Here is an 11,482-nt window from a genome sequence, read left to right as displayed (position 1 = left end):
CAGCAGCCTCATTTGCTGTCAAGTGATTATTTTCAGAAGCTTTCGAAGAATTCTTCAACAACTTCAACCACTTGCGCTTCAGATCTCTCGTCAGCGGGAGGCGAATTCTACAGCGTTACACGCTGCTGTCAACACCTCTTTTTCAACTTCCTTTCGGCTTCGATGAACTGAAGCACTTGCTGCCGAAACCAACATAACTCATTGAATCTCAAGGAGTTTTCCGTTTCGACTGCGCCGGAAGTGGGGCGAATTATAGACATCTAGAATTCGCCGTCAACCCCTATTTGCAGCTTTACTCGGATATCAGCGTAATCCGTGCAAATGCCTTCTTGCCGGCCTGGCAAACGTGAGTCGCGCCCAGTACATATATAAAGGAGCGATCAACCACTTCACCGTCAACACGCACACCACCGGACGCCAACAGGTCGCGCGCCGCAGCCGAGTTCTTCACCAGGCCTGCCTTATTAAGGACAGCGGCGATCGGCATGTCTTCAGCAGAAGTCAGCTCGATCTCTGGCAGGTCATCCGGCAGCTCGCCATCCTTCATGCGATTGCCCGCCGCGCGATGAGCATTGGCCGCAGCCTCTTCACCGTGGAAGCGCGCAACGATTTCTTCAGCCAGCTTGATTTTGACGTCACGCGGATTGGCGCCTGCTTCTACATCAGCACGCAGCGCATTGATCTCGTCCATCGAGCGGAAGCTAAGCAGCTCGAAGTAACGCCACATCAATGCATCCGGGATCGAAACCAGTTTGCTGTACATGACGCCCGGCGCTTCCTGGATGCCGACGTAGTTGCCCAACGACTTGGACATCTTCTTCACACCATCCAGACCTTCAAGCAGCGGCATGGTCAGAATGCATTGAGCTTCCTGACCGTAACCACGCTGAAGCTCGCGCCCCATCAGCAAGTTGAACTTCTGATCGGTGCCGCCCAACTCAACGTCCGCACGCAAGGCCACCGAGTCGTAACCCTGAACCAGCGGATAGAGGAACTCGTGAATAGCGATCGGTTGATTGGTGGTGTAGCGCTTGTCGAAGTCATCGCGCTCAAGCATGCGAGCAACGGTGTACTGCGAAGTCAGACGAATGAAGTCCGCCGGCCCCATCTGGTCCATCCAGGTGGAGTTGAAGGCAACTTCGGTTTTCGCCGGATCGAGAATCTTGAACACCTGAGTCTTATAAGTCTCGGCGTTTTCCAGGACTTGCTCACGGGTCAACGGTGGGCGCGTGGCGCTCTTGCCGCTCGGATCACCGATCATCCCGGTGAAGTCACCTATAAGGAAGATCACCTGATGCCCCAGTTCCTGGAACTGGCGCAGCTTATTAATAAGCACCGTGTGACCCAAGTGCAGATCCGGAGCGGTCGGATCGAAACCAGCCTTGATACGCAGCGGTTGGCCGCGCTTGAGCTTCTCGATCAGCTCGGACTCGACCAATAGTTCTTCCGCACCACGTTTAATCAGCGCTAGCTGCTCTTCAACCGACTTCATAACAGACCCGCAAGGCTCAGATTCAAAGGGAACCAACCATACAAGATCGTGCACCAATTACAAGTTTTGCCCGGCGCACGGACACCAATCCACAAACGCGCTGTCTGTAGACTTGCTTAAGAGATGATTTGGTTATATTTTATACAGTTATTTCATCTTCATCATGTCATTCATCTTTTCCAATTCATCATATTTCAAAGTCAAAACTACTTATGACCACAGAACCGTCTAAAGCGCCTCCGCTTTACCCGAAGACCCACCTGCTCGCTGCAAGTGGAATCGCTGCCCTTCTCAGTCTGGCGCTCCTGGTATTCCCTTCCAGTGATGTTGAAGCCAAAAAGACGACCCTGAGTCTTGAACTGGAAAGTCCTGCTGAACAACTGACACAAGATCAAGACGCTGCTGACGCCGCTCAAGCCACAAATGAGCCTGTCAGCTCGCCATTTGCACAAATCGAAAACACTGACGAAAACGCACCGCAAACCGCTGAAACCGAGCCAGCACCTGCCCCGACTGCAGAGAAAGCCAAAGCTGCCAGCCATCGCGAAGTGGTCGTCGCCAAGGGCGATACGCTGTCCACTTTGTTTGAAAAGGTCGGTCTGCCCGCCGCTTCCGTTCACGAAGTGTTGGCCAGCGACAAACAAGCCAAACAGTTCAGCCAACTTAAGCACGGCCAGAAGCTCGAATTCGAATTGAACCCGGAAGGCCAACTGACCAGCCTGCACAGCAAGGTCAGCGACGTCGAAACCATTACCCTGACCAAGAATGACAAGGGTTATGCCTTCAATCGGGTTACCGCTAAACCAACCGTACGCACCGCTTACGTACACGGCGTGATCAACAGCTCGCTGTCCCAGTCCGCCGCCCGCGCTGGCCTCTCGCACAGCATGACCATGGACATGGCCAGCGTGTTTGGTTACGACGTCGACTTCGCTCAGGACATCCGTCAGGGCGACGAATTCGACGTGATCTACGAGCAAAAAGTGGTCAACGGCAAAGCCGTCGGCACTGGCCCAATCCTCTCTGCACGCTTTACCAACCGCGGCAAGACTTACACCGCCGTGCGTTACACCAACAAACAAGGCAACAGCAGCTACTACACCGCTGACGGCAACAGCATGCGCAAGGCGTTCATCCGTACGCCGGTGGACTTCGCCCGCATCAGCTCGAAGTTCTCCATGGGCCGCAAACACCCGATCCTCAACAAGATCCGCGCCCACAAAGGCGTCGACTACGCAGCACCACGCGGCACGCCTATCAAGGCTGCCGGCGACGGTAAAGTACTGCTGGCCGGCCGCCGCGGCGGTTACGGCAACACCGTAATCATCCAGCACGGCAACACTTACCGTACCCTTTACGGCCACATGCAAGGCTTCGCGAAGGGCGTGAAAACCGGCGGTACCGTCAAGCAGGGCCAGGTCATCGGTTATATCGGCACCACCGGCCTGTCCACCGGCCCGCACTTGCACTATGAGTTCCAGGTCAACGGCGTCCACGTCGATCCGCTGGGCCAGAAGCTGCCAATGGCTGACCCGATCGCCAAAGCCGAGCGTGCTCGCTTCCTCGCGCAGAGCCAACCGCTGATGGCGCGCATGGATCAAGAGAAAGCCACCATGCTGGCTTCGAGCAAGCGTTAAGCCATGGCCCTTTATATCGGTGTGATGTCCGGAACCAGCCTCGACGGTCTGGACATTGCTCTGATTGAGCAGACCTCGGCGATCCAACTGATCGCCACGCACTACATTCCCATGCCTGAATCCCTGCGCGCCGAGCTGCTTGGCTTGTGCGCCAGCGGCCCCGACGAAATCGCCCGTTCGGCGATTGCCCAGCAACACTGGGTGAAGCTCGCCGCGCAGGGTATTCATACTCTCCTCGACCAGCAGCAACTCAAACCCGAAGCCATTCGTGCGATCGGCAGCCACGGCCAGACCATTCGCCATGAACCGGCGCGTGGTTTCACGGTGCAGATCGGCAACCCTGCCCTGCTCACCGAGTTGACCGGCATTACCGTGGTCAGCGACTTCCGCAGCCGCGATGTCGCTGCCGGCGGCCAGGGTGCGCCGCTGGTTCCGGCCTTCCATGAAGCTTTGTTCGAAGAGCGTACCGGTAACCAGGCCGTCTTGAATGTCGGCGGTTTCAGCAATCTGAGTCTGATAGAGCCGACCAAGCCTGTAGCCGGTTTCGACTGTGGCCCTGGAAATGTCCTGATGGACGCCTGGATTCAGCAGCAACGCGGTGAAAACTACGATCGCAATGGCGACTGGGCGAGATCAGGCGCTGTTGAGCCAACCCTGTTGCAGGCACTGCTCAGCGATCCATTCTTCGTCACCAAAGGCCCGAAAAGCACCGGTCGCGAAGTGTTCAACCTGCCTTGGCTGGAGCAACACTTGTCACGGTTGCCGGCCTTCGCTGCGGAAAACGTGCAGGCCACGCTGCTTGAACTGACTGCGCTGACCATCATCGAGTCGCTGCAAAGCGCTCAGTCCGACACCCAAGAGTTGTTGGTCTGTGGCGGTGGCGCGCATAACGCCACATTGATGAAGCGCTTGGCCGCCCTGCTGCCTAACGCAACCGTAGCCAGCACTGCCACTCACGGCGTCGATCCGGACTGGGTCGAAGCCATGGCCTTCGCCTGGCTCGCTCATTGCTGCCTCGAAGGCATCGCCGCCAACCGCCCAAGCGTCACCGGCGCGCGCGGTCTTCGCGTCTTGGGCGCCATCTACCCGGCCTGATCAAACCGCAGACAGCAAAACGCCGCAGAACCGAAAGGCTCTGCGGCGTTTTGTTATCTGAAACGAAGAGGCGTCAGATCGAGAACGAAGAGCCGCAACCACAGGTCGTGGTGGCGTTCGGGTTCTTGATCACGAAGCGCGAACCTTCCAGACCTTCCTGGTAATCCACTTCAGCACCGGCCAGGTACTGGAAGCTCATCGGATCAACCACCAGACTCACACCTTCGCGCTCGACGATGGTGTCGTCCTCGGCCACGTCTTCATCGAAGGTGAAACCGTATTGAAACCCTGAACAACCGCCGCCCGTAACGAATACGCGCAGCTTCAAGCGATCATTCCCCTCATCGACCAGGCTCTTCACCTTGTGCGCGGCACCGTGGGTGAATTGCAAAGCCGTGGGGGTGAAGGATTCGACGCTCATGCTGACTATCTCCCGGCGTTACGCCGCCATAATGCGTGATGACGCGCATTATCCGCTTCTCCTAGAAAATCGGTCAACTATTGTTACGGTATATCAATAAACCCGATCAACTGCTCAGAATGCAAAAAGGCCCGTTTGACGGGCCTTTTTGCTGTGCGGCTTAAAGTGTTACGGCAGCATACCGGCATGAGACAGACCGAAGCGCTCGTCCAGACCGAACAGGATGTTCATGTTCTGCACTGCCTGACCCGACGCACCTTTGACCAGATTGTCGATCACCGACAACACCACGACGAGGTCGCCATCCTGCGGACGGTGAACCGCAATGCGGCAAACGTTGGCGCCACGTACGCTGCGGGTTTCCGGATGACTACCGGCTGGCATCACATCGACGAACGGTTCGTTGGCATAACGCTTTTCGAACAGCGCCTGCAGATCCACCGAACGATCAACCACGGTCGCGTAGAGCGTGGAGTGAATACCACGAATCATCGGCGTCAGGTGCGGAACGAAGGTCAGCCCCACGTCCTTGCCCGCTGCGCGACGCAGACCCTGGCGAATTTCCGGCAAGTGACGGTGACCTTTTACCGCGTACGCCTTCATGCTTTCCGACGTCTCGGAGTACAACGAGCCTACAGCCGCACCGCGACCGGCGCCGCTGACACCGGATTTGCAGTCGGCGATCAGACGCGAAGTATCGGCCAGACCCGCTTCAAGCAAAGGCAGGAAACCCAGCTGCGTCGCAGTCGGATAGCAACCCGGCACCGCGATCAGACGAGCTTTCTTGATCTGTTCGCGATTAACTTCCGGCAGACCGTAAACCGCTTCATCCAGCAGTTCAGGCGCGCCGTGCGGCTGGCCGTACCACTTGGCCCATTCATCCGCGTCTTGCAGACGGAAGTCCGCCGACAGGTCGATGACCTTGGTGCCCGCTGTCAGCAGTTCGCCCGCCAGTGCGTGAGCCACACCGTGCGGCGTGGCGAAGAACACCACGTCGCAAGCGCCGAGGGTTTTGATGTCCGGCACGCTGAAGGCCAGGCCGTCGTAGTGGCCGCGCAGGTTCGGGTACATATCAGCCACGGCCAGACCGGCCTCGGATCGGGAAGTGATCACAACCACTTCTGCCTGCGGATGCTGTGCCAACAGACGCAGCAATTCGACACCGGTGTAACCCGTGCCGCCGACGATACCGACCTTGACCATAACCTGCCCTCAAAGAACCCACTGGAAAGCCGTCGATAATAGGGGCCGCGCGGCCCTGCGACAACCGTCAAGGTGACGTGCGGACGCTCAAGACTCTACTATCCCGGGTACCGTGAACCTGGAATAACTAAAAATGCTCTATTGGATAAAAGCTTTTCACATTGTCAGCGTCGTTTGCTGGTTTGCCGGACTGTTCTACTTGCCGCGACTGTTCGTGTATCACGCGCAAAGCGAAGACACGATCAGCAAAGAACGCTTCAGCGTCATGGAGCGCAAGTTGTACCGCGGCATCATGGGCCCGGCGATGATTGCCACGCTGATCTTCGGCGGCTGGCTGATCTACCTCAACCCGAGCATCTTCAGCATGGGCGGCTGGATTCACGCCAAACTGACTCTGGTCGTTTTGCTGATCGGCTACCACCACATGTGCGGCGCGCAGGTAAAACGTTTTGCCCGTGGCGAAAACACCCGCAGCCATGTCTTTTATCGCTGGTTCAATGAAGTGCCGGTTCTGATATTGCTGGCTATTGTAATTCTGGTCGTGGTCAAGCCGTTCTAACTTCAACAAGAACAGATCTTTGGGGTATTCATCATGTCGCTGCCCGCTTTGCTCGAACAACGTCTGCGTCTGCCCGTAGTGGCGGCGCCGATGTTTCTGATTTCCAACCCTGAGTTGGTGCTCGCCTGCTGCCGTAATGGCGTAGTCGGCAGTTTCCCCGCGTTGAACCAACGCGAAAGCAGCGGCTTCAAAGCGTGGCTGGAACAGATCGAAGCGGGCCTTGCGACACTGGAGAACCCCGCGCCCTACGCAGTGAACCTGATCGTACACAACAGCAATCCGCGCTTGCAGGCGGATCTGAACATCTGCGTCGAACACAAAGTGCCGATCGTCATCACCAGCCTCGGCGCGGTGAAGGAGTTGGTCGACGCGGTACACAGTTATGGTGGCCTGGTCTTCCATGACGTCACCACGCGCCGGCATGCCGAGAAAGCGGCCGAGGCCGGGGTCGATGGTTTGATCGCGGTCGCCGCCGGCGCCGGGGGCCATGCCGGTACCTGGAGTCCGTTTGCGCTGATCGCCGAGATCCGTGAGTTCTTCGACAAGACGCTATTGCTTGCAGGATGCTTGAACCACGGCCATGAGATTCTCGCCGCACAGCTGCTCGGCGCGGATTTGGCCTACTTCGGTACGCGATTTATCGGCACCACTGAAAGTCATGCGCCTGACGCTTACAAGGAGATGCTCCTGACAGCCAAGGCAGCGGACATCATTCATACTCCAGCGGTGTCAGGGGTTCCGGCCAGCTTCATGCGCCAGAGCCTGCAAGCCGCCGGTTTCGATATGGCCGCGCTGCAAGGCAAGGGCGAAGTGAATTTTGGCGACAAGCTCAAGCCGATCAATGACGAAGCCAAGGCCTGGAAGACCGTATGGTCTGCCGGTCAAGGTGTCGGGCAGATCGATGACCTGCCGAGTGTCGATCAGTTGATCGCACGACTCGACGCCGAGTATCGTCATGCGCAGGAGCGCGCGGCACAGTTACCAAAACGCTGGCCTCGCCAATAAAAACAGGCCAGTCGCCCGTTGACTGGCCTTACACTGCTGACCCTCAATCATTCGCGACAAGGATGCCTCGGCCATGAGCGACCCCCGTTACAAGATCGTTTTCGACGGTGCTCTACAGCCCGGTGTCGATATCACGACCGCCAAACTCAATCTGGCGAATCTATTCAAAAGCGATGTGGCCGCGATTGAGCGTCTCTTCAATGGCAGCGTCGTCGCCCTCAAACGCGATCTTTCCCACGGCGATGCGCAGACATACCTGCAAGCGCTGAACAAAACCGGGATTGATGCGCGCATTGAAAATGAAACCGCTATCGAGCTGAACCTCAATGACGTCCACGAGCATGCCCCCGCCGTGGCCGAGCCCGATTCCCCTTATGCACCGCCGCGTGCCAGCGTCGGCGAAAGTCTGCCGGCCTTCGCAACGCTCAAGCCGTTTGGGGTCGAAGGCCGGATCGGTCGTCTGCGTTTTCTTGCCTGGACAATGGTGCTCGGCTTGGTGACGCTGCCGATCGTGGGTGTGTTCGCACTGATCGCCTTGGGGCTGGTCAGCGGCGAATCGACCACTGGCTTGATCATCGGCGGGATTCTCGCCTTCTTTTTGTTCCTCGGCTTTTTCATCGTCAGCATTCTGTTCAGCGTTCAGCGCCTGCACGATATCGGCTGGTCGGGCTGGCTCTGGTTACTCAACCTGGTGCCGGTGGTGGGCAGTTTCTTCCCGCTGGTGATCATGGTCGTGCCGGGCAATACCGGCGCCAACCGCTACGGCCCGCCGCCGCCACCGAACAGCACAGCGGTCAAAGTGCTGTGCTCGTTGTGGATCGTGTTCTTCGCGCTGATCTTTGTCGGTGGAATATTCGGCGGGTTCTCGGCCGTCCAGGACGAATATGAAAGCAATCTGGAAAGCAGCTACCAAAGCGGTTCAGTGACCACCGATGAAATCGACGTCGAGGTCGAACCTGCAGCGAATTCCGCCGACGAGGCAGCCGAACCGGCGCAGGCCCCTGTAGACTCTGCGAAAGAATGAACAGCGCTCCCCGCCGTGACACCCGCGTCGCCGGCGCGGAGCTGTTGCGATGGAGAATTGCATGACCCGTTACGCTCTGATCACCGGCGCCTCCAGCGGCATCGGCCTGGCCATGGCCGAAGCTCTGGCCCGGCGCGGCCGCAGCCTGATTCTGGTGGCTCGACAGCGTGATCAGCTGGAAAGCATTGCGATCGAATTGACCCAGCGCTTCGGCGTCGAAGTGTTGTTCCGTGCCTGCGATCTCGGTGAGCCGTTGCGCTTGTCCGGTTTTCTGCTGGAACTGGAAGAAGGCGATCGGCAGATTGATTTGCTGGTGAACTGTGCGGGTATCGGCACTTGCGGCCCGTTCCTCGCGCAGGACTGGATGACCGAGCAGGATCTGATCGAGGTGAACATCCTCGCCCTCACCCGCCTCTGCCATGCGATCGGTAACAGCATGGCGCTGCAAGGGGGCGGGCAGATTCTCAACGTTGCCTCGGTTGCAGCGTTCAATCCCGGCCCGTGGATGAGCACTTACTTCGCCAGCAAGGCTTATGTGCTGCACTTTTCCGAAGCGTTGCGGGTCGAGCTGAAGAAGTGCGCAGTCAAAGTCTCGGTGCTCTGCCCCGGCCCGACCCGCACGGCATTTTTCCGTACCGCACAGCTGAACACGGAAAAGCTCAACGCCAGCAACGTGCTGATGAGTCCCGAGGAAGTCGCGCTGTACACCGTGCGCGCCCTCGACAAGAACCGCGCGATCATCATTCCGGGGCGCCGCAACCGCTGGTTCGCGTTCCTGCCGCGACTGGGTTCGCGCTGGCTTAACCGCACGATTGTCGGCATGGTTAACAAAGCTTACTGCCCGCGCTGAAGCAGCATGATTCAACGCGGTACACTCGATTCAGCCCAAACAACGGAGAAAACAGCAGTGGATACTCTGTTCACCAAGATCATCAACCGGGAAATCCCGGCCAAGATCATTTACGAGGACGACCAGGTTCTGGCCTTCCACGACATCGCCCCTCAGGCACCGGTGCATTTTCTGGTGATCCCGAAGAAACCGGTGCGCACCCTCAATGACCTGACCGAAGATGACAAGGCTTTGGCCGGGCACATCCTGTTCACTGCGCAGCGTCTGGCACTGGAACTGGGTTGCGAGGACGGCTTCCGCGTGGTGATGAACTGCAATGAAAAAGGTGGCCAGACGGTTTACCACATTCATATGCATGTACTTGGTCAGCGCCAGATGAACTGGCCGCCGGGCTAAGATTCACCGACCAGGCCTGCGGTTTGTCACCTGTAGGAGCTGCCGAAGGCTGCGATCTTTTGATCTTCGAGGTAGCAAAACAAGATCAAAAGATCGCAGCCTTCGGCAGCTCCTACATAAAGCCCCCCAGTACATCCAGCACATAAAGCGCATCAAGCGTGGCTGATGACCCAGCGCAAACCTTCCCCGGCCGATTCGGTTAAACTGGCCGCCGAGATTCTTCCCGGAGGTCAGCATGACTACCCAACGTCACTACTCGCCGATTGACCGTCTTCTGCTGCAAGCCGATGCCGCGATGCGTACCCTGCTGCCCTCCAGTGGCCAGCCGTACCGTCCGTCGCCAGCGATCTTGCAGCCGGACACGCAGATGAGCGACGAAGACACCCGCCACGTCGCCGGTCTGATGCGCATCAACCACACCGGTGAAGTCTGCGCCCAGGCGTTGTATCAGGGCCAGGCTCTGACCGCCAAGTTGCCGCAAGTGCGCGCAGCCATGGAGCACGCGGCTGAAGAAGAGATTGATCATCTGGTCTGGTGCGAACAGCGCATTCACCAGTTGGGCAGCCATACCAGTGTGCTCAATCCGCTGTTTTATGGGATGTCGTTCGGGATTGGTGCAGTGGCCGGGTTGATCAGCGACAAAGTGAGTCTGGGCTTTGTAGCGGCTACCGAGCACCAGGTGTGTAAACACTTGAATGAACATCTGGAGCAATTGCCGGCGGAGGACGAGAAGTCCCGGGCGATTCTGGAGCAGATGCGTATTGATGAAGAGCATCATGCGGAGAGTGCGCTGGAGGCTGGAGGGTTTCGTTTTCCGGCGCCGGTGAAGTTCGGGATGAGTATTTTGGCTAAGGTGATGACCAAGAGTACTTATCGGATTTGAGGTCTGTTTGTGTGTTGTTGCGTAGGGACCCTTCGCGAGCAAGCTTTGCTCCTAAAAGGGGGTTATGGCAGACATGAAAAAGGCGACCGAGAGGTCGCCTTTTTTTGTGTGCGGGAATCTTAGGTCGGCATGTTGCGCGCGTAGAAGATTTCCAGCATTTCGTGTTTCACCCGGTCGGTCACCTGAGCACGCTGCTCGGAGGACAGGCTGCTGGTCGCGTCGCCGAACAGATAGTTATCCAGTTCGAAGTTCTTCAGCAGCATTTTGGTGTGGAACAGGTTTTCCTGGTACACGTTCACGTCGGTCATCTGGTACGCGTCGCGAGTGTCTTCGGAGAGGTAGTTCTGGATCGAGTTGATCTCGTGGTCGATGAAGTGCTTGTTGCCTTCAACGTCACGGGTGAAGCCGCGCACACGATAATCCACAGTCACGATGTCCGAATCGAACTGGTGAATGAGGAAATTGAGCGCTTTCAGCGGTGAGATGACACCACACGTCGACACGTCGATGTCCACACGGAACGTGGCAATACCGTCGTCCGGATGAATTTCCGGATAGGTGTGCACCGTGATGTGGCTCTTGTCGAGGTGGGCCAGGATAATTTCGGGCAACGGGCCCGGCGATTCTTCGATCTGGCTATCGGTCGGGGTGACCGGCTCTTCAGAGATCAGAATCGTGACGCTGGCGCCCTGGGGTTCATAGTCCTGACTCGCGATGTTCAGGATGTTGGCACCAATGATATCGACAACTTCCGTGAGGATCTGCGTCAGACGTTTCGCGTTGTACTCTTTATTGATGTACTCGACGTACGCCTGCTGGTCTTGCGGGGTTTCCGCGTAGCAGATGTCATAGATGTTGAAGCTCGAGGTCTTTGTCAGCTTATTGAACCCGTGAGCTTGAGTTTGCTTTTCACCGTT

General features: G+C 57.5%; 11 protein-coding genes and 1 pseudogene. 8 read left to right on the top strand and 4 right to left on the bottom strand.

The window, feature by feature from the left end; translation table 11 throughout:
- Nucleotides 1-292: 292 nt before the first annotated feature.
- On the bottom strand, nt 293-1,492 hold the full coding sequence (tyrS, locus tag ACIP1X_RS25755; protein WP_400755679.1) for a tyrosine--tRNA ligase: 1,200 nt from the start codon (nt 1,490-1,492) through the stop codon (nt 293-295).
- A gap of 212 nt (nt 1,493-1,704) precedes the next feature.
- Between tyrS and ACIP1X_RS25750 the strand changes: the two genes are divergently transcribed.
- Entirely contained in the window at nt 1,705-3,129 is a 1,425-nt protein-coding gene (locus ACIP1X_RS25750; protein ID WP_400755678.1) for a peptidoglycan DD-metalloendopeptidase family protein, read from the top strand.
- A 3-nt stretch (nt 3,130-3,132) separates the two neighbouring features.
- On the top strand, nt 3,133-4,224 hold the full coding sequence (locus tag ACIP1X_RS25745; protein WP_400755677.1) for an anhydro-N-acetylmuramic acid kinase: 1,092 nt from the start codon (nt 3,133-3,135) through the stop codon (nt 4,222-4,224).
- Nucleotides 4,225-4,297: 73 nt separating this feature from the next.
- Here ACIP1X_RS25745 and erpA read toward each other — a convergent pair whose 3' ends face one another.
- Together erpA and argC are read right to left on the bottom strand one after the other, a co-directional pair.
- Nucleotides 4,298-4,645, bottom strand: a complete 348-nt coding sequence (erpA, locus tag ACIP1X_RS25740) for an iron-sulfur cluster insertion protein ErpA (RefSeq protein WP_400755676.1) — start codon at nt 4,643-4,645, stop codon at nt 4,298-4,300.
- 168 nt (nt 4,646-4,813) lie between these two features.
- Nucleotides 4,814-5,848: an N-acetyl-gamma-glutamyl-phosphate reductase gene (gene argC / locus ACIP1X_RS25735; protein ID WP_400755675.1), complete on the bottom strand. Its 1,035-nt coding sequence runs from the start codon at nt 5,846-5,848 to the stop codon at nt 4,814-4,816.
- Nucleotides 5,849-5,981: 133 nt separating this feature from the next.
- On the opposite strand from argC, the gene hemJ reads away from it, so the two are divergent.
- The 6 genes from hemJ (at nt 5,982) to coq7 (ending at nt 10,565) form a co-directional block, all read left to right on the top strand.
- The gene (gene hemJ, locus ACIP1X_RS25730; protein ID WP_400755674.1) at nt 5,982-6,407 is read left to right on the top strand and encodes a protoporphyrinogen oxidase HemJ; all 426 of its coding nucleotides are present in this window, start codon (nt 5,982-5,984) and stop codon (nt 6,405-6,407) included.
- Nucleotides 6,408-6,440: 33 nt separating this feature from the next.
- Entirely contained in the window at nt 6,441-7,412 is a 972-nt protein-coding gene (locus ACIP1X_RS25725; RefSeq protein WP_400755673.1) for an NAD(P)H-dependent flavin oxidoreductase, read from the top strand.
- Between the two features lie 73 nt (nt 7,413-7,485).
- Nucleotides 7,486-8,436, top strand: coding sequence for a DUF805 domain-containing protein (locus ACIP1X_RS25720; protein ID WP_400652135.1), 951 nt, complete (start codon nt 7,486-7,488; stop codon nt 8,434-8,436).
- A 61-nt stretch (nt 8,437-8,497) separates the two neighbouring features.
- Nucleotides 8,498-9,286 (top strand): SDR family oxidoreductase, encoded by a 789-nt coding sequence (locus tag ACIP1X_RS25715; RefSeq protein ID WP_053124351.1) that lies wholly within the window; start codon nt 8,498-8,500, stop codon nt 9,284-9,286.
- Nucleotides 9,287-9,343: 57 nt separating this feature from the next.
- Nucleotides 9,344-9,682 carry a histidine triad nucleotide-binding protein gene (locus tag ACIP1X_RS25710; protein WP_053124353.1) on the top strand — a complete coding sequence of 113 codons (339 nt, stop codon included), beginning with the start codon at nt 9,344-9,346 and terminating at the stop codon, nt 9,680-9,682.
- 235 nt (nt 9,683-9,917) lie between these two features.
- The gene (gene coq7 / locus ACIP1X_RS25705; RefSeq protein WP_053124355.1) at nt 9,918-10,565 is read left to right on the top strand and encodes a 2-polyprenyl-3-methyl-6-methoxy-1,4-benzoquinone monooxygenase; all 648 of its coding nucleotides are present in this window, start codon (nt 9,918-9,920) and stop codon (nt 10,563-10,565) included.
- A gap of 119 nt (nt 10,566-10,684) precedes the next feature.
- Here the strand turns inward: coq7 and speD are convergent.
- Nucleotides 10,685-11,478, bottom strand: a pseudogene (speD, locus tag ACIP1X_RS25700) (adenosylmethionine decarboxylase).
- Between the last annotated feature and the right edge of the window lie 4 nt (nt 11,479-11,482).

Origin of the sequence: Pseudomonas sp. NPDC088885, from assembly GCF_044750025.1 — a bacterium.
GTDB lineage: Bacteria > Pseudomonadota > Gammaproteobacteria > Pseudomonadales > Pseudomonadaceae > Aquipseudomonas > Aquipseudomonas rustica.
This window is presented reverse-complemented; position numbering and strand designations above follow the sequence as displayed.

Bases quoted from the DNA above. Each gene is read 5' to 3' on its own strand.
- tyrS (WP_400755679.1), bottom strand. From the start codon at position 1,492: ATGAAGTCGGTTGAAGAGCAGCTAGCGCTGATTAAACGTGGTGCGGAA.
- ACIP1X_RS25750 (WP_400755678.1), top strand. From the start codon at position 1,705: ATGACCACAGAACCGTCTAAAGCGCCTCCGCTTTACCCGAAGACCCAC.
- ACIP1X_RS25745 (WP_400755677.1), top strand. From the start codon at position 3,133: ATGGCCCTTTATATCGGTGTGATGTCCGGAACCAGCCTCGACGGTCTG.
- erpA (WP_400755676.1), bottom strand. From the start codon at position 4,645: ATGAGCGTCGAATCCTTCACCCCCACGGCTTTGCAATTCACCCACGGT.
- argC (WP_400755675.1), bottom strand. From the start codon at position 5,848: ATGGTCAAGGTCGGTATCGTCGGCGGCACGGGTTACACCGGTGTCGAA.
- hemJ (WP_400755674.1), top strand. From the start codon at position 5,982: ATGCTCTATTGGATAAAAGCTTTTCACATTGTCAGCGTCGTTTGCTGG.
- ACIP1X_RS25725 (WP_400755673.1), top strand. From the start codon at position 6,441: ATGTCGCTGCCCGCTTTGCTCGAACAACGTCTGCGTCTGCCCGTAGTG.
- ACIP1X_RS25720 (WP_400652135.1), top strand. From the start codon at position 7,486: ATGAGCGACCCCCGTTACAAGATCGTTTTCGACGGTGCTCTACAGCCC.
- ACIP1X_RS25715 (WP_053124351.1), top strand. From the start codon at position 8,498: ATGACCCGTTACGCTCTGATCACCGGCGCCTCCAGCGGCATCGGCCTG.
- coq7 (WP_053124355.1), top strand. From the start codon at position 9,918: ATGACTACCCAACGTCACTACTCGCCGATTGACCGTCTTCTGCTGCAA.